This is a genomic window from Leclercia sp. UBA5958, from assembly GCF_002430365.1.
In the GTDB taxonomy this organism is placed as follows: domain Bacteria; phylum Pseudomonadota; class Gammaproteobacteria; order Enterobacterales; family Enterobacteriaceae; genus Enterobacter; species Enterobacter pneumoniae.
Genome location: NZ_DJCE01000012.1, coordinates 383,967 through 401,457, shown reverse-complemented (window position 1 = coordinate 401,457; position 17,491 = coordinate 383,967). Strand labels below are relative to the sequence as shown.

Here is a 17,491-nt window from a genome sequence, read left to right as displayed (position 1 = left end):
CTCGTTATTTCTGGTTCAGGCTACCGGAGAGGATGCAGAACACCCCCATCAGGTCAGCATGACGGATAGTCACTTCCGTCTTTTCATTAACTTTTGGCTTGGCATGGTATGCCACGCCCAGCCCTGCCGCTTTAATCATTGGCAGATCGTTCGCGCCGTCGCCGATAGCCACGGTTTGCTCGAAGGGTATGGCGTATTTCTCTGCCAGACTCAGCAAGGTGTTCGCTTTGTACTGGGCATCCACGATATCGCCGATCACCTGGCCGGTGAGTTTACCGTCCCGGATCTCCAGTTCGTTCGCCACCACCGCGTCAAGACGCAGTTTATCGCGCAGATAGTCAGCAAAGAAGGTAAAGCCGCCAGACGCGATAGCCACTTTCCAGCCGAGCGTCTCCAGCTTGAGCACTAACTGCGTCAACCCTGGCATCAGCGGCAGCGTTTCACGCACCTGCATCAGGATATTGGCATCGGCATCTTTCAGGGTGGCTACGCGCTGTTTCAGGCTGGCGGTAAAGTCCAGCTCACCGCGCATCGCGCGCTCAGTGACTTCTGCCACCATTTCGCCGGTCCCCGCCAGTTTGGCGATCTCGTCGATACACTCAATCTGGATAGCCGTTGAATCCATATCCATCACCAGCAGGCCCGGCGTTTTCAGATGCGGGATTTTCCCCAGCGGCGCAACGTCCATCCCGGCATCATGTGCCAGGCGCGTGGCGCGCTGCGTTAAGGAGCCCGCCAGACGGATGACCTGATAATCTTCTACGCACCAGGCCGCAACGATAACCATCGCCGCGCCCAGCTTGCGCTGATATTTCGTCAGTTGCTGTTTATCCAGGCCGCGTCCGTACAGCAGCCAGCCGCTACGGCCAGCGTGGTAATCCAGTGGCATTACCTCATCGCCACTGAGAGAGAGCGGCAATCCTGGCCAGAGAGAGACATCATTAGGCAGGTCGCACCAGGTAATGTTTGGCATTAAAGCTCCTGTAAAATCGTTCGCGCCGGGAATCATCCAGGGGGAAAATAACGCATGAGGCTACCTTGTAACCATCACTTCTGGCAACATTAAGCCGAAAATTTTCAGCAGGTGGAATATGGCTCGCGCAAAACTGAAATTCCGGCTTCACCGTGCCGTGATTGTCCTCTCCTGTCTCGCCCTGTTAGTGGCGTTGATGCAGGGAGCGTCGTGGTTCAGCCAGAACCATCAACGACAACGGAATCCCCAGCTTGAAGAGCTGGCCCGCACGCTGGCGCGACAGGTATCGCTGAATGTCGCCCCGATGATGCGTACCGAAACGCCCGATGAAAAACGTATCAGCCAGGTATTGCGGGTGTTAACCGAAGAGAGCCGCATCCTGGATGCCAGCATTTACGACGAATCTGGCGAACTGGTTGCCCGCTCCGGCGAGCACGTCGAGGTGCGTGACCGACTGGCGCTGGATGGCAAAAAAGCGGGCGGATATTTTAACCAGCAGATTGTTGAGCCGATCCAGGGGAAAAACGGTCCGCTGGGTTACCTGCGCCTGACCCTCGATACCCACACGCTGGCAACCGAGGCCAAGCAGGTGGATAACACCACTAACATTCTGCGCCTGATGTTGCTGCTGTCGCTGGCAATCGGCGTGGTGCTGACGCGAACCCTGTTGCAAGGGAAACGTACCCGCTGGCAACAATCGCCCTTCCTGCTGACCGCCAGTAAATCGGTGCCGGAAGAGGAAGAGAGCGAAAAGAAAGAGTAGTGGTACAGTTGACTCCCCTTTCAGAAAAGGAAATCTGCATGTCTACATTACGCCTGCTTATCTCAGATTCATACGATCCCTGGTTTAACCTTGCGGTGGAAGAGTGCATCTTCCGCCAGATGCCCGCCACCCAGCGCGTGCTGTTCCTGTGGCGTAACGCCGATACGGTGGTCATTGGTCGGGCGCAAAACCCCTGGAAGGAGTGCAACACCCGGCGCATGGAAGAGGACAACGTGCGCCTGGCGCGCCGGAGCAGCGGCGGCGGCGCGGTGTTTCACGACCTGGGTAACACCTGCTTTACCTTTATGGCGGGTAAACCGGAGTATGACAAAACGATCTCGACCGCCATCGTGCTCAATGCGCTCAATTCGCTGGGCGTGACAGCAGAAGCCTCGGGTCGTAACGATCTGGTGGTGAAAACCGCGGAGGGCGACCGCAAAGTGTCCGGATCTGCCTACCGGGAGACCAAAGATCGGGGCTTCCACCACGGCACGCTGCTATTGAATGCCGATCTGAGCCGTCTGGCAAATTACCTCAATCCGGACAAGAAAAAGCTACAGGCTAAGGGGATTACCTCGGTGCGTGGCCGCGTGGCGAATCTGGTGGAGCTGCTGCCGGGGATCACTCATCAGCAGATTTGCGACGCCGTGCGCGAGGCGTTTTTCGCCTATTACGGCGAGCGCGTGGAAGCAGAAGTGATCTCACCGGACAAAACGCCGGATCTGCCCAATTTCGCTGAGACTTTTGCCCGCCAGAGCAGCTGGGAGTGGAATTTCGGTCAGGCGCCGGCATTCTCCCATCTGCTGGATGAGCGCTTTACCTGGGGCGGCGTGGAGCTGCATTTCGATGTTGAAAAAGGGCATATTACCCGCACGCAGGTCTTTACCGATAGCCTGAATCCGGCCCCGCTGGAAGCATTGGCGGCGCGTTTACAGGGCTGTCTGTACCGAGCCGATATCCTGCAGCAGGCGTGCGATGCGTTGTTAGGGGATTTCCCGGAGCAAGAGAAAGAGTTGCGGGAGTTATCGACGTGGATTGCGCGGGCAGTACGGTAACGGGCGGTCTGATAACCGCATTCCAGCCCTCTCCCAAAGGGAGAGGGAGGACGAGATGATTAGGCTTTATCGCCCAGCAGAACGGATTCCAGCGCGATTTTAATCATGTCATTAAAGGTGGTCTGACGCTCAGCGGCAGTGGTCTGCTCGTGGGTACGGATGTGGTCAGACACGGTGCAGATGGTCAGCGCTTTGGCACCAAATTCCGCCGCGACGCCGTAGATGCCCGCCGCTTCCATTTCCACGCCCAGAATGCCGTACTTCTCCATCACGTCGAACATTTCACCGTCCGGAGAGTAGAACAGGTCTGCGGAGAAGATGTTGCCCACGCGCGCATCCACGCCCAGGTTTTTCGCCGCGTCTACCGCGTTACGCACCATATCGAAGTCCGCGATGGCGGCAAAGTCGTGATCTTTGAAACGCATACGGTTGACTTTGGAGTCGGTGCAGGCGCCCATACCGATGACGATATCGCGCAGCTTAACGTCCATACGCACGGCGCCGCAGGAGCCCACGCGGATAATCTTCTTCACGCCGAAATCGGTGATCAGCTCTTTGGTGTAGATGGAGCAGGATGGGATACCCATACCGTGACCCATAACAGAGATTTTGCGGCCCTTATAGGTACCGGTGAAGCCGAGCATGCCGCGAACGTTGTTCACTTCACGCACATCTTCCAGGAAAGTTTCAGCAATGTGCTTAGCGCGCAGCGGGTCGCCCGGCATCAATACGACGTCAGCGAAATCACCCATTTCTGCATTAATGTGAGGAGTTGCCATCTTTCAGTTCCTTTTCATTGAGATTTTCCCTCTCCCTGTAGGAGAGGGTTGGGGTGAGGGCATCAGACCGCACCCTTGTTTATTATGTGAGAGGGCCGGGGTGCCGGCATCAGGCCGCACCCCTGTCACATCAGAACATGGCCTTGCCATATTCCATGTCGGACGTACCAAAGTATTTCGCGATGGTCTGGCCAATATCCGCGAAAGTTTCACGGTGTCCCAGAGAGCCTGGTTTCACTTTCGGGCCGTACACCAGCACCGGAATGTGCTCACGGGTGTGGTCGGTACCGGTCCAGGTTGGGTCACAGCCGTGGTCAGCGGTCAGGATCAGAATGTCGTCCTCACCCACCAACTCCATCAGCTCAGGCAGACGACGGTCGAATAACTCCAGCCCACCGGCGTAGCCTGCAACGTCGCGACGGTGGCCCCAGGAGGAGTCAAAGTCTACGAAGTTAGTGAAGACAATGGTTTTATCGCCCGCCTCTTTCATCTCTTTGATGGTGGCATCAAACAGCGCGTCCAGACCGGTGGCTTTCACTTTTTTGGTGATGCCGCAGTTGGCGTAGATATCTGCGATTTTACCCACGGAAACCACCTGGCCGTCTTTCTCGTCGACCAGTTTTTGCAGCACGGTTGGTGCCGGTGGCTCTACGGCCAGATCGTGACGGTTGCCGGTACGCTGGAAGTTACCCGCTTTATCGCCGATAAACGGACGCGCGATGACGCGGCCAATGTTGTAGCCGCCTTCGGTCAGCTCTTCACGGGCGATTTCGCACAGCTCGTAAAGTTTATCCAGGCCAAACGTCTCTTCGTGGCAGGCAATCTGGAACACGGAGTCAGCGGAGGTATAGAAAATCGGCTTACCGGTTTTCATATGCTCTTCGCCAAGCTGGTCCAGAATCACGGTACCGGAGGAGTGGCAGTTACCAAGGTAACCCGGCAGGTTAGCGCGCTTAACCAGTTTATCCAGCAGCTCCTGCGGGAAGCTGTTTTCGTGATCGGAGAAATAGCCCCAGTCGAACAGAACTGGCACACCGGCGATTTCCCAGTGGCCTGACGGGGTATCTTTACCGGAAGAGAGCTCGTGCGCCCAGGCATAGGCGCCCACCACTTCCGCGTTACCGTCCATACCGGCGGCGATTTTGCCCGTCGCGCCTTCGTGGGCCTTCACCAGGCCCAGGCGGGTCAGGTTTGGCAGAGTCAGAGGGCCTTTACGACCGTTGTCCGCTTCGCCTTTTGCGCAGGCTTCAGCGATGTGACCCAGGGTATCGGAACCCACGTCACCAAAACGTTCTGCATCTTCGGTTGCGCCGATGCCGAATGAGTCCAGCACCATAATAAATGCACGTTTCATAATTGTTCTCCGTACGTAGTGCTTCAAAAATGAGTGATCAGATCAGTATACCGCTATTCAGTGACACGGCGATAGACCGTCGGCGTGGTTTCCGGCGCTTTATCGTCAAGGCAAATTGCCGCTTTCACCGCCTTCGCCGCTTCCTGCCAGCTGGCTTCATCTTTCGCGTGGATCACCGCCAGCGGACGTTGCCCGTCAACGCTGTCACCCAGGCGGGCCATGTCGGTGAAACCGACGCTGTAATCAATAGTGTCCGAGGCCTGACGGCGACCGCCACCCATCGAGACGACCGCCATGCCAAGCGCGCGGGTGTCCATCGCTGAGACGAAGCCTTCGGTATCCGCATACACGGCTTTGCTGAGCGTCGCCGTCGGCAGGTATTTGGCATAGTTTTCGACGAAGTCGGTTGGCCCTTTTTGCGCGGCAACCATCCGGCCAAAGATCTCGGCCGCTTTGCCGTTGTCCAGCACCGCCTGCAGCTTCGTCCGCGCCTCTGCATCGTCTTTGGCAAGCTTGCCGGAGATTAACATCTCGACGCACAGCGCCATGGTCACGTCGAGCAGACGTGGGTTACGGTACTCTCCGGTCAGGAACTGCACCGCTTCACGCACTTCGACGGCGTTACCCGCGCTGGAGGCCAGCACCTGGTTCATATCGGTCAGCAGTGCGGTGGTGCGGACGCCCGCGCCGTTGGAGACGCCAACGATCGCTTCGGCAAGCGCTTCAGAGAGCTCATAGGTTGGCATAAAGGCGCCGCTACCCACCTTCACGTCCATCACCAGCGCATCCAGCCCTTCCGCCAGCTTTTTCGCCAGAATAGAGGCGGTAATCAGTGGGATGGAGTCCACGGTGGCGGTAATATCGCGGGTGGCGTAGAAACGCTTGTCCGCTGGCGCAAGCGAACTGGTCTGGCCGATAATCGCCACGCCAACGTCTTTAATAATATCGCGGAAACGATTGTCATCCGGGAAGATATCGAAGCCCGGAATGGCTTCCAGTTTGTCGAGCGTACCGCCGGTATGACCCAGGCCACGCCCGGAGATCATCGGGATGTAACCGCCGCAGGCTGCCACCATCGGGCCCAGCATCAGGGAGGTGACGTCACCGACTCCGCCAGTGGAATGTTTATCGACGATCGGGCCGTTAAGGTTAAGGCTTTTCCAGTCCAGCACCGTTCCTGAATCCCGCATCGCCATGGTCAGCGACACGCGCTCAGGCATAGACATATCGTGGAAGAAGATGGTCATCGCAAGGGCGGCAATCTGCCCTTCAGAGATGGTGTTATCGCGAATGCCGTTGATAAAGAAGCGGATCTCTTCGTCGCTTAAGGCCTGACCATCACGTTTTTTACGAATAATTTCTTGTGCGAGAAACACGGTAACCTCCCGAAAATAGGCCGGGAGCGCAACGCGTCACCCGGCAATTCATACTTAGTAGCTGCTGGCGCTCTTACCGTCGCCATGACCCAGCGCTTTCAGCAGGCTTGCCAGCAGGCTGGATGCGCCGAAACGGTAGTGACGGGAATCCGCCCACTCTGCGCCAAAGAGTTCATCGGCAATGGCGAGGAACTGCTGGGCGTCTTCTGCGGTACGCACGCCGCCAGCCGGTTTGAAGCCGACGGTTTTTTCAACACCCATGTCGCGGATCACTTCCATCATGATGCGCGCGCTTTCCGGGGTTGCGTTCACCGGCACTTTACCGGTAGAGGTTTTGATGAAATCGGCGCCCGCTTTGATCGCGATTTCAGACGCTTTACGAATCAGCGCCTCTTCTTTCAGCTCGCCGGTTTCGATGATCACTTTCAGCAGCACGTTTGCCGCGGCACAGGCCTCTTTACAGGCTTTCACCAGGTCAAAACCGACCTGCTCGTTGCCAGCAATCAGCGCGCGATACGGGAAGACCACATCCACTTCGTCAGCACCGTAGGCAATGGCAGCGCGGGTTTCGGCCAGCGCGATCTCAATGTCGTCGTTCCCGTGCGGGAAGTTGGTAACGGTCGCTATGCGAACTTCCGGCGTGCCCTGCTCTTTCAGCGTTTTACGCGCAATCGGGATAAAACGTGGATAGATACAGACGGCAGCGGTAGTCCCCACCGGGGTCTTGGCCTGATGACACAGGGCGATCACTTTTTCATTAGTGTCGTCGTCATTCAGGGTAGTCAGATCCATCAGTTTCAACGCGCGCAGGCTGCTTGCGGTTAAATCGGTCATATCAGTCTCCAACGGCTTTGCCGTAAAATTTCACCTTGCGGGTCTGTGAATATTCTAACATCCGCCCGCATATACACTTCGACATTCATCACAGTTAATGAAAACTGCATACAAATTTGCATTACTGTAATGAGATCCAGTTCAAACAATCTCACCCTGACGGCTGAGGACGACGTCAGGCAGACGCGTAGTTTTTAAAAACCAGCCGCCACACGCTCTCTCCAGGTGGCTCATGCCAGACAGTCAGATTAAGGATGCAGTTATGCCCCTCATCCTATTCAGTGGCCTGCAATAACGTTGCCAGCTAAGTGTGACAAGCCTTCTATAACGGCCAAAATAGCTGGAACCGGAAGGAGGAAGCTTTGACTATGCCTTCTCGCGGCTCATTGGCTTTTAGCAGCCTCTTCCATCTAACATGCTGGTAAACGACGGCGAACAGAATGTTATAATTATAACACAAAAAACAATCTATCGTCGTCTTAAACCTTGTACCGTTCTGATGCTGTCGAAAGCTTTTATAGGTATGAAGATCGGTAGAGAAAACAGACCTTACATCTGAGAAAAATACGGTAAGAAGCGGACACCCAGCCATTAACGTCCACTTTGACAGAAGATAATTATCGGCAGAACGCCGCGAATGTTTGACGATGGGATGCGGGCAACCATCTTTGTGTAGCCAGCAAACATGACACCCCTGATGTCGAAAAATGGTAAAATAGTCACAAAAACATGCCAGTACCGTCATTTGTTACAACTCGCTGTCGTACGGCTGTTCTTTGCACCCTAAAATCACCGGTGCGCAGTGTTGATCTCTACGCACACGCTGGCTTTATTGATAATAGCGTTCTGGAAAAGGTGAGCGGCCCGACTGGCTATAAAATGAACGTTATGGAACCCGTCTCGCTGAGAGCAAGCGGGTAATATTCGGGACGCGTTGCCATGTAGTCGGGACGTTGAAGTAGTCGATGCCGTGTTACTGGTCGTTCGTGTTCGCAGGTGTAAAGAGACTATTCCCGACGGGCTACACAATTGAAGGGGCTGTTATTTTATCCACAAAGGTGACCGACCCGGCACGTTAAAATAACCTCTTCCGTGACATTACAGAGATAAGAGTGAGACGCTCCTCTTCGTCAGAATTGATTATTTCGATATGGATTCAGAGGCGCCAATCGAATCAATAACCTGCATAACCCTGGCCGGTGGTTGCTGAGCTTTTATTTGATCAGCCATATACCGCATGTAAGGATCCATGTGGCTAAAAATGGCTTTATAGCCCGCGCAAAGATGATTGTGCCAGCGCTCTCCACTCTTATGGATACGGTGTTTTGGGCAGCCGCCATGGCAGGCAAAGCGCCACTCACAACGCATACACTCTGCACTAACCTCTGTTTTTGCCAGACCAAATTTGCGCTGTTGTTTACTGGCGACCATCCTGGCCAGATTATCTCGCCTGACGTTTCCCAGCCGATGTTCAGGATAGACATAGTGGTCGCAGCTGTAGACATCACCGTTTTGCTCTACCACCAGACCGAACCCGCACGATGACTGCATGACACACAACGACGGTTTCTCTCCAAGCCAGGCAGCCAAAGCGCTGTCAAACATCTGAACGTACACCCGACCGACATCCTTTCGCACCCAGCGATCAAACACCCCCTTCATAAATTGTCCGTATTGTTCACCTGAGACCGACCACTCGGTGACAGAACCTTTGAGCGTCTGCGGATACAATAATTCACCGTATTTTTTATCAACAGCGCGTTGTTCTACGGCAGGAATGAATTGAACAAATTCCGCTTTCAACTCCTGAGTCAGGAAATCGTAGATTTCTTGCGGGTGCTCGGCCGTTACATTGTTTACGACTGTGAGTACATTCACCTCAACGCGATACTTTTGTAGCAGCCTCATAGCGCGTAGCACCTTATCAAAGACCGATTGCTGGCTGCGAGTCTTACGATACCGATCGTGTAGCCATGCCGGCCCGTCTATGGAGAGTCCCACCAGGAAGCGATTTCTCGCCAAAAATTCAGCCCATTGCTCGTCAATTAGCACGCCGTTAGTCTGAATACTGTTGGTAATGCGTTTCGTGCCAGCAAACTTTTTTTGCAATTCCAGAGCCTTTTGATAAAAGGCGATACCGGCAAGGGTGGGCTCCCCACCCTGCCAGGTAAACTCTACTTCCGGGGCTGGGTTTGATTCGATGTACTGCCGGACATAAGCCTCCAGAGTGCTATCGTCCATATGACGGGCAGCTTTACGAGGTTTGAGTGTTCCCTCTTCTTTCTCCAGATAAAAACAGTAGTCGCAGGCGATATTGCACTGAAAACTGACTGACTTAGCCATAAGGTGAAAGGGTTTGTTCATATGCACTCCTGAAAATCACGCCGGGAAATTTAGTGACAGAGTTCACTCTTTTGCTGACGTGTTTTGACTTTGTACAAAAAGGATCGAAACATATATTTCTCAAAAACAAATATAACATGAAATATAAACTTCATAACACCAACATCAGGGGTCTTTATGAGCAAACTGTTTGCCGGAGCACAAAATCTGGGTAAATCGTTTATGCTGCCGATTGCTGTCCTGCCCGCGGCAGGCCTGCTTCTGGGGTTCGGCGGCGTTTTCACTAATCCGGTTACCATAGCTACCTATCCCGTACTGAACAGCGAGATTATTCAGGCGATCTTTACGGTCATGAAGCTATGCGGCAGCGTGGTCTTCGATAATCTGTCCCTGCTGTTTGCTGTAGGGATAGCCGTAGGTATGGCCCGAAGTGATAAAGGCACCGCCGGTCTTGCTGCAGTGCTGTGCTTTATCGTGATGAACAAGGCGATCAATGCCTCACTGTTACTGTCAGGCACACTGGCGACAGAGAATCTGGCGGCGGCAGGTCAGGCAAGCGTAATGGGTATCACGACCTTACAGACTGGGGTCATGGGAGGTATCCTGAGTGGGCTCCTGGCGTTCTGGGTGCAGAAACGCTTCGGGAAAACGCAGCTTCCTAATCTGCTGGCCTTCTTTAGCGGTTCACGTTTCGTCCCTATCGTAACCTCTTTCTTCGCCATCTTCCTCGGGGTGGCTCTTTTCTGGATCTGGCCGCATATTCAGATGGGCATTACCCACCTTGGCGGGCTGGTCGAAAAGACTGGCTACGTCGGTACACTCATCTACGGCATGATCCTCAAATGCCTCATTCCGCTTGGTCTGCATCACCTGTTTTATCTGCCTTTCTGGCTAACCAGCGTAGGTGGGGAACAAATGGTCAACGGGCAGATAGTACAAGGCACGCAGAAAATCTTCTTTGCTCAGTTGGCCGATCCCTCTGTCACGCAATATTACATCGGCGTTTCACGCTTCATGGCGGGCCGCTTCGCCGACTTTATGTTTGGTTTACCGGGTGCAGCGCTGGCTATTTACCATTCCGCACGTCCAGAGAACAAAAGAAAGGTCGCCAGCCTGATGCTGTCTGCTGCGCTGACTGCCTTTGTCACCGGTATCACCGAGCCACTTGAATTTGCGTTCATGTTCTGTGCGCCACTGCTCTATGGCGTACATATTGTTCTGACCGGCGTGGCATTTATGTTGACGCATATCCTGCAAATTACCGTCGGTCAGACCTTCTCTGGTGGGCTCATTGACTTCCTGTTGTTTGGTGTACTGCAGGGCAATGCAAAGACAAACTGGGTACTGATGCTGCCGCTTGGGCTCGTCATGTTCTGTCTCTACTACTTCAGCTTCCGCGCGTTGATTAAGTGGTTACAGCTCAGAACGCCGGGCCGTGAAGAGGAATCGGAAGAGGAACAACCGGCATCCACGCTTGCCGGTAACGAGAGAGCTGAAGGCATCGTTCAGGCTTTAGGTGGACGTGAAAATATTGTGGATGTGGACTGCTGCGCTACGCGCCTGCGCATCACGGTAAAAGATCCGCAGCGGGTAACAGTAGAAGCCTTCAAACAGTTAGGTAGCCGTGGCGCCTTCGTCCGTGGAGAGGGGGTACAGGTAGTCTACGGCCCGCATGTAACCCTGATTAAGAATGAAGTAGAAGAGTTTATCGGTTCATAAAGAAGAGACGTCTTATGAAAGCTGTAATGTTAATGTTTGATACGTTGACGCGTAACCATCTCGCCCCCTATGGGGGCGATGCCATCACCCCTAACTTTACCCGGCTGGCAAACGAATCTGTACAGTTTGATAATTTCTACGTTGGCAGCATGCCTTGTATGCCTGCCCGGCGTGAACTCCACACTGGCCGTTACAATTTCCTTCATCGCAGCTGGGGTCCTATAGAGCCCTTCGATTTCTCGACGTTTCAGGCTTTGAAGCAGGCCGGTGTCCACACCCATATGGTAACCGACCACAAACATTACTGGCGTGATGGCGGCGCAACCTACCATACGCGTTATTCCACCTTTGAATTTATCCGGGGTCAGGAAGGCGATTGCTGGAAAGGTCAGGTTGAGAAACCGGCGATTAACTGGCAGGGCATGGAGGATGAAGAGACGCTTCGTCGCCGCAGTGGCCGAATGACTCAGGATCTTATCAATCGTGCCGCAATGCCCACGCAGGAAGAGCATTTCACGCATCGCACCATCAGCGCTGGCCTGGAGTTCCTCGATGTGAATCAGCACCAGGATAACTGGTTCCTGCAAATAGAGTGTTTCGATCCCCATGAGCCATTCTTTGTGCCCGAAAAATATCTCGCGCAGTACGGTTGCACGCCGGATGAGTTCGATGGCTGGGTGCCTTACTACTGCGGTTCGCCAGGCGGTAAAGACGACGATAAGGTCCGAAAATTTTACCAGGCGCTCATCACAATGTGTGATGACTACCTCGGGCAGGTGATGGATAAGCTTAAGGCGCTCAATCTCTGGGAAGATACCCTATTTATCGTCTGCACCGATCATGGCTTCCTGCTGGGTGAACACCAGTGGTGGGGCAAAAATATCATGCCGGTTTACAATGAAATCGCCAATACGCCGTTCTTTATACGCCATCCGCGCTGTAAGGCAGAGGGCGTACGCCGTAGCGCGCTGGCGCAAACCGTGGATATCCCGGCTACCCTGCTGGACTACTTTGACGTTACCCGTCCGCCATCTATGACCGGTAAACCTCTTCTTCCTGCCGTACAAGATGATACCCCGATCAGGGATTATGCAATGTTTGGCTATTTCGGTGGGCACATCAACATTACTGATGGCAATTACGTTTACATGCGATGCCCTCGCGAGGCCGGCAAGGAGAACCTGTACGAATATACCCTGATGCCAACGCGTATCGACAGCATGTTTAAAACTAGCGAACTCACTGATATCCGTATCCATCCCGGTTTCGATTTCACCCTGGGGGCTCAGGTCATGCAGATCCCTGCAACCTTTGGCTACCTTAACCCATGGCGTTTTGGAGATAAGTTCTTCGATCTGAAAAACGATCCCCGACAGATGCACTCTCTGCACGATGAGAAACGGACGCTTCAGTTTGCCAGCGCCATTGCTGAAGAGATGCGGCGTCATGACGCACCCTCTGAGCTTTACACGCGTTTTGAGTTAGACCCATTAGTGCCTGAGCGAGAACGCGCCTTTGCCGAGCGCTGGGCAAAGCAGACCTTATGGACTGGCAAAGAGTATCGCTGTGAACATCATGGTGTGGAAGAAGCCTTGCGCTTCATCCTTACTGCGGCAAAGGAACAGGGTCTGGCTGCCGAAGCCATACTCACCCATTTCCCGGCAGGGCATGTGTTGGTTGAACAGGATCTGTTTGCGCTCATAGATGCCTGCTTTACGGGCGATCGTCATAAGGCGCTGGTTTATCAGGCCCGGTTGCTGTTGAGGACGGAATAACCATGAATGTCTGGACGATTGGCAATGACCGCTTTCAGGTCTCAGTCAATGCACTCGGCGGGGAACTTTGCAGCCTGCGTGATAAACAGACAGGGGGGGAATGGCTGTGGCAACCACAAGCTGACGTCTGGAATCATTCCACCACACAGCTTTTTCCTGTTGTAGGAGGACTTGTTCAGGGCGGAATCAGGGTTAACGGGCACTTCCTGGCCTTAGCGCCACACGGTTTTTTACGTCACCAGACATTTTCCTGTCTCAGTAAAGGTAACAACCATGTTCTTCTCGAGGCCATGGCAACGACCGAAACAATGAAACAATGGCCCTGGCGATGGCGTATCAGGTATGAAGTTACTCTTGAAAGGGAGAGGGTTTGCGTATCGCAGCAGGTTTTTAATGATGACGATCGCCCTTTCTGGTACTCCATTGGCTGGCATCCGGGCTTTGCCTTACCGATAGCCAGTCAGCCTGGCTGGCATGTTGAGTTTGCAGATAATCCGGTGCGGGGGCCATTCCTTACCCGGAACAGAACGCTAATCACAGAAGAGCAATTCCAGACCACCGGGACCTTTCCGCTTGAGCCGTCCTCATTTCGCGAAGGGGCCGTTTACTTCGGGAACTGCCAGCAGCGGCAGATTTTTATCCGTAATCCTGAAGGTAACGTGGTGATGTCGCTGGAGACGGGCACACAAGATTGGCTGGCACTGTGGGGAGTTCCCGGTGCCGATTTACTCTGCATTGAACCCCTGGCGGGTACGACCGATTGCCCAGGATTCAAAGGGGATATAACTCACAAGCGTGGGATACGACAGCTTAAGCCGAATGAAAACGAGGCATTCAGAGTGAAGCTACGTTTTGCGGTGGACGCATGAGCGGGGTATTGCCAAAATATCCGCTTATTCATCATGCTTAAGGTCAGGTGTAGCGATGAGCGCTAATCGCGAGAATGTTCGGGTTTATATCAGCAATATCATGTCGGGATTGAGTGAAACTGACCAACATATTGCCCGCTTTATTCTTGAGCAGCCCGCAGCGGTGGCACAGATGCCGGTGCGTAAACTGGCAGAAGCTATCTCAGTCAGCGAAGCCACGATCGTGCGTTTTTGTAAGAAGATCGGTTATACCGGGTTGCTGGAACTGAAATCAGCCCTGAAGCGCGAGTTGCTGGAAGAGACCGACCAGCTTTTGCCCACCTCACCGGATATTTTTCTGGATGACACGCGCAATGACGTAGCGCAGAAGATCTCAATGACAGTGGCAACCACCCTCAATGAGACTATCGGCCTGCTTGATATGAAAGTCGTTAATCCAGTGGTGGAGCGCTTATTGACGGCCAACCGCGTTCTGTTTGTCGGATTTGGCGCTTCAGGGCTTTCAGCCATGGAAGCGAGAGACAAAATGAACCGTCAAGGTATTGATTCTGAAGCCTATACCGATCGCTTCACCATGACGCTAAAGCTTGCCAACCTGAAGCCCAACGATCTGGTCATCGCCTTCTCCCATTCCGGTGAAACGCCGGAAGTGGTCAACGCATTCAGGCTGGCAAAGAAAGCGGGAGCACAGCGTCTGGCAATCACGCATAGCCCCCAGTCACCGCTGACTGAACTTGCAGAAACCTGGCTATTAACCTGCGGCAGTGCAGGCCCCTATCAGGGCGACTCCATTGCTACGCGTATTTCGCAGCTATTCATCATTGAATTCTTATGTACTGAAGTGACACGCCATAACCTACGAGACAGTGCATCAACCGGACTGTCGATAAAAGAATTGCTAATTAAAGAAAGGATTAAACGTGAGTCAACAGGATAACGTCTCGTCCGTACGACCCAGAGGTAAATGGTGGCTGGCGGGTAAAACGCCAGACTACCGCTTCACTCTCGCAAACGAACGAACTTTTCTTGCCTGGATCCGCACGGCACTTGCGCTGATGGCGGGCGCCGTAGGAATTGAACAATTTTCTCCTCAACTCTCATCCGGAGAGTTACGTATAGCTATCTCGACAACGCTTCTGCTAAGTGCGTCCCTGATGGGATTTATGGCATGGCGCCGCTGGCGACGTAATGAGTATGCCATGCGGCTGGCGACAAATTTACCTTATACCCGTGCACTCGTAATCCTTTCTGCTTTGATGGTTGTGCTTTCTGTTTCACTTGGGATCTTGCTCTGGCAGGGAAAACCATGACGACTGGCGATCCCGGCCTTCAGCCGGAAAGGACCGAACTTTCCTGGCGAAGAACAGGCTGGTCGATGATTATTCCTGCGCTGTTGTGTCTGCGGGGTTGGGGAAAATATGGAGAAGTGCTTTATGCAATCGCAGGCACACTCTTGATGGGTGGCTCGGTATCGCTTTTTTGCGGGCTTGGTCGCGGGAAATACGCTTTTATTTCTCTGATCGTGGTGACGGCTGGCACGCTCTTATTATTAGCGGCTGGGCTGAGAGATTGAACGCAATCGCTAACAAAAACATCGTCTTGTAAACCCGCCAGCCCCCTCAGCATCCGCAGGCAGAAGAGGCTCATGAGTATAACGGCAACCACCCTTTCTAGAGCGGCAGATCAAAGAGCGCGCGGGTGTTATCCAGCAGCGCCCCGGCGATCACCTCTGGGGGTTCATTTCGCAGTTCGCAGAGAGTGGCGAAGACCCGGGCCGCCTGCTCGGGGCGATTCGGTTGCCCCTGAAAACCGTTAAGCGGCATGTCAGGCGCATCGGTCTCCAGCAATAGCGCGGAGAGTGGCAGCTGCGCCATCACATCACGCGTTTTACTGGCACGCGGGTAGGTAATGGTGCCGCCGACGCCAATTTTGTAACCCATGTCGATAAACCGCTGCGCCTGCTGCAGGCTGCCAGCAAAGCCGTGCACCACCCCGGTACGCGGAAGATCCTGCCGCTTAAGGTGCATAGCCAGCTTATCGTGAGTACGGCGGGAGTGAAGAATCACCGGTAGCTCATAGCGTTTTGCCAGTTTTAACTGGGCCTCGAGGATCGCTTCCTGGCGCGCAAACTGGGGATCAGCGCGATACAGATCGAGGCCGATCTCGCCGATGGCCACCAGCTTTTCAGGCCTGGCCTGAAGCGCCGCTTCCAGCACCTCCAGATCGCGCTCCTGATGGGTTTCGATCACGATAGGATGCAGGCCGAGGGCAGCATACAGAGCCGGATGCCCGCCTACTAATTGCAATACCTGCTCAAAGCGCGCTGCCTGAATAGCGGGCACGATGATCGCCTCCACGCCCACCTTTGCCGCCCTCTCGATGCTGGCCGTCTCATCGCCAGTAAACGGGGGAAAATCGAAATGGCAATGGGTGTCTACAAAGCGGTAACTCACGCTAAATCCTCGTTATCAAACAGCGTATCGTTCGCCTGGGGAATATCCACCAGCGGCGTGGTAACGGCATCGTTGGCCACGGTTGCAGGCGGTACCACCACCGTAGCCGGGGGGATAAGCCGCGTATGGCGGCGCAGCGGTGGACTTTCCGCCAGCAGCTTGCCGAGGGTGGCCAGAAAATAACGCCCACACTGGCGCCCTGTTTTGTAATCTTCCCGCAGCGCGGGCAGACGACTGCCCAGCGCCATACTGCTTAAAGGCCTGGGCGGATAGATTTCGATGACGCGCACCTTTCCCGGCGGCTTATCGATAAATTGCTGGATCGCGTGATAAGTCGTCTCATGATGATGTACGAGATTCATCAGCGGCTGCAGGCTGCTCTCCCCAAGCCAGCGCTCCATGCGCTTAAACCACTGGGGGGTGTAGTACATCTGGGAGGGAACCGTGCGGATCACCACGATTGTCTGTGCTCCACGCCGGGCCGCCTCCTGCACCGGAATGGCATCGCTAACGCCGCCGTCCAGATAGTTAATGCCATCCAGCGTGGCGCCATTGCGATAGAAACCCGGTATGGCGCTCGAGGCGCGGATAATATCCAGCCAGTTCTCTTTCAGCGGGGAAAAATAGCCCGGCGTATAGTCATCGCTGCGACTTGCGCACATCCAGAAAGACTTACCGGTATCAAACAGCCTCGCGGCGGTGTCCATCGCCAGCGGCATTTGACGAGAGGTAGAGTCCAGTAGCCAGTCGAGATCGATCAGATTTCCTCCCCGCACAAAACGTACCGGGTCAAAAAACTCCCGCGAGGTGGTGTAGCGCATAATGACCTTGCGGGCATAACCGGGCTGATTACAGACATAGGCAGAGAGATTTTGCGCACCCGCAGAGGTGCCGAAATAGAGATCGAAGGGGTTAAATTGCGCGCGCATAAACTCATCCAGCACCCCTGCTGTGAAGATGCCACGCTGCCCCCCGCCTTCGCAGACTAATGCTATCTGCCCCGGGCGAAAGGGTTTTATCGCCAGCGGCGCAATATTGCCGAGCGTAACGGGAATTCGCTGACCCACCTCTGCCTTCCTGTTTTTAATTATTGTGTCAGGACACAGTAACGCAAACGTGGCCTGTTCCTCAAACGGGAAAAGCCAGTCGCAAGGACTGGCTTTTAAGATGCTCCGGTATATCCGTGTTACGGATTAGC

General features: G+C 54.2%; 16 protein-coding genes. 8 read left to right on the top strand and 8 right to left on the bottom strand.

What is annotated here, in order from left to right:
- Positions 1-4: 4 nt before the first annotated feature.
- On the bottom strand, positions 5-973 hold the full coding sequence (gene serB / locus B2Q93_RS20255; protein WP_207292957.1) for a phosphoserine phosphatase: 969 nt from the start codon (positions 971-973) through the stop codon (positions 5-7).
- Between the two features lie 118 nt (positions 974-1,091).
- Here serB and B2Q93_RS20250 point away from each other — a divergent pair, with 118 nt between their 5' ends.
- Both B2Q93_RS20250 and lplA read left to right on the top strand, forming a co-directional pair.
- Positions 1,092-1,736 (top strand): YtjB family periplasmic protein, encoded by a 645-nt coding sequence (locus B2Q93_RS20250; RefSeq protein WP_040077271.1) that lies wholly within the window; start codon positions 1,092-1,094, stop codon positions 1,734-1,736.
- Between the two features lie 38 nt (positions 1,737-1,774).
- Positions 1,775-2,791: a lipoate--protein ligase LplA gene (lplA, locus tag B2Q93_RS20245; RefSeq protein WP_040077273.1), complete on the top strand. Its 1,017-nt coding sequence runs from the start codon at positions 1,775-1,777 to the stop codon at positions 2,789-2,791.
- Positions 2,792-2,850: 59 nt separating this feature from the next.
- On the opposite strand, the gene deoD is transcribed toward lplA, so the two are convergent.
- From deoD to B2Q93_RS20220, 5 genes are all read right to left on the bottom strand, one after another.
- Positions 2,851-3,570 carry a purine-nucleoside phosphorylase gene (deoD, locus tag B2Q93_RS20240; protein WP_040077274.1) on the bottom strand — a complete coding sequence of 240 codons (720 nt, stop codon included), beginning with the start codon at positions 3,568-3,570 and terminating at the stop codon, positions 2,851-2,853.
- A 130-nt stretch (positions 3,571-3,700) separates the two neighbouring features.
- A complete protein-coding gene (gene deoB / locus B2Q93_RS20235; RefSeq protein WP_040077275.1) occupies positions 3,701-4,924 on the bottom strand; it encodes a phosphopentomutase in 1,224 nt (407 codons plus the stop codon).
- Between the two features lie 53 nt (positions 4,925-4,977).
- A complete protein-coding gene (deoA, locus tag B2Q93_RS20230; RefSeq protein WP_286934277.1) occupies positions 4,978-6,300 on the bottom strand; it encodes a thymidine phosphorylase in 1,323 nt (440 codons plus the stop codon).
- A 54-nt stretch (positions 6,301-6,354) separates the two neighbouring features.
- Entirely contained in the window at positions 6,355-7,134 is a 780-nt protein-coding gene (gene deoC, locus B2Q93_RS20225; RefSeq protein ID WP_040077277.1) for a deoxyribose-phosphate aldolase, read from the bottom strand.
- Positions 7,135-8,274: 1,140 nt separating this feature from the next.
- Positions 8,275-9,498, bottom strand: a complete 1,224-nt coding sequence (locus tag B2Q93_RS20220) for an anaerobic sulfatase maturase (protein WP_046885044.1) — start codon at positions 9,496-9,498, stop codon at positions 8,275-8,277.
- A 156-nt stretch (positions 9,499-9,654) separates the two neighbouring features.
- Here B2Q93_RS20220 and B2Q93_RS20215 point away from each other — a divergent pair, with 156 nt between their 5' ends.
- From B2Q93_RS20215 to B2Q93_RS20190, 6 genes are read left to right on the top strand one after another with little or no spacing between them, the layout of a single operon-like run.
- Positions 9,655-11,196 carry a PTS transporter subunit EIIC gene (locus B2Q93_RS20215; RefSeq protein ID WP_286934274.1) on the top strand — a complete coding sequence of 514 codons (1,542 nt, stop codon included), beginning with the start codon at positions 9,655-9,657 and terminating at the stop codon, positions 11,194-11,196.
- 14 nt (positions 11,197-11,210) lie between these two features.
- Complete coding sequence (locus B2Q93_RS20210; protein WP_286934273.1) at positions 11,211-12,971, top strand: sulfatase; 1,761 nt, start codon at positions 11,211-11,213, stop codon at positions 12,969-12,971.
- A 2-nt stretch (positions 12,972-12,973) separates the two neighbouring features.
- On the top strand, positions 12,974-13,840 hold the full coding sequence (locus tag B2Q93_RS20205; RefSeq protein WP_286934271.1) for an aldose epimerase: 867 nt from the start codon (positions 12,974-12,976) through the stop codon (positions 13,838-13,840).
- 55 nt (positions 13,841-13,895) lie between these two features.
- The gene (locus B2Q93_RS20200) at positions 13,896-14,777 is read left to right on the top strand and encodes a MurR/RpiR family transcriptional regulator (protein ID WP_046885048.1); all 882 of its coding nucleotides are present in this window, start codon (positions 13,896-13,898) and stop codon (positions 14,775-14,777) included.
- Positions 14,761-15,150, top strand: coding sequence for a YidH family protein (locus B2Q93_RS20195; protein ID WP_046885049.1), 390 nt, complete (start codon positions 14,761-14,763; stop codon positions 15,148-15,150). The genes B2Q93_RS20200 and B2Q93_RS20195 overlap by 17 nt, the downstream gene beginning before the upstream one ends.
- A complete protein-coding gene (locus B2Q93_RS20190; RefSeq protein ID WP_207292951.1) occupies positions 15,147-15,413 on the top strand; it encodes a DUF202 domain-containing protein in 267 nt (88 codons plus the stop codon). The genes B2Q93_RS20195 and B2Q93_RS20190 overlap by 4 nt, the downstream gene beginning before the upstream one ends.
- 97 nt (positions 15,414-15,510) lie before the next feature.
- On the opposite strand, the gene B2Q93_RS20185 is transcribed toward B2Q93_RS20190, so the two are convergent.
- Both B2Q93_RS20185 and B2Q93_RS20180 read right to left on the bottom strand, forming a co-directional pair.
- Positions 15,511-16,293: a TatD family hydrolase gene (locus B2Q93_RS20185; RefSeq protein WP_286934268.1), complete on the bottom strand. Its 783-nt coding sequence runs from the start codon at positions 16,291-16,293 to the stop codon at positions 15,511-15,513.
- Positions 16,290-17,360: a patatin-like phospholipase family protein gene (locus tag B2Q93_RS20180; RefSeq protein ID WP_233801893.1), complete on the bottom strand. Its 1,071-nt coding sequence runs from the start codon at positions 17,358-17,360 to the stop codon at positions 16,290-16,292. Before B2Q93_RS20180 ends, B2Q93_RS20185 begins: the two co-directional genes overlap by 4 nt.
- Between the last annotated feature and the right edge of the window lie 131 nt (positions 17,361-17,491).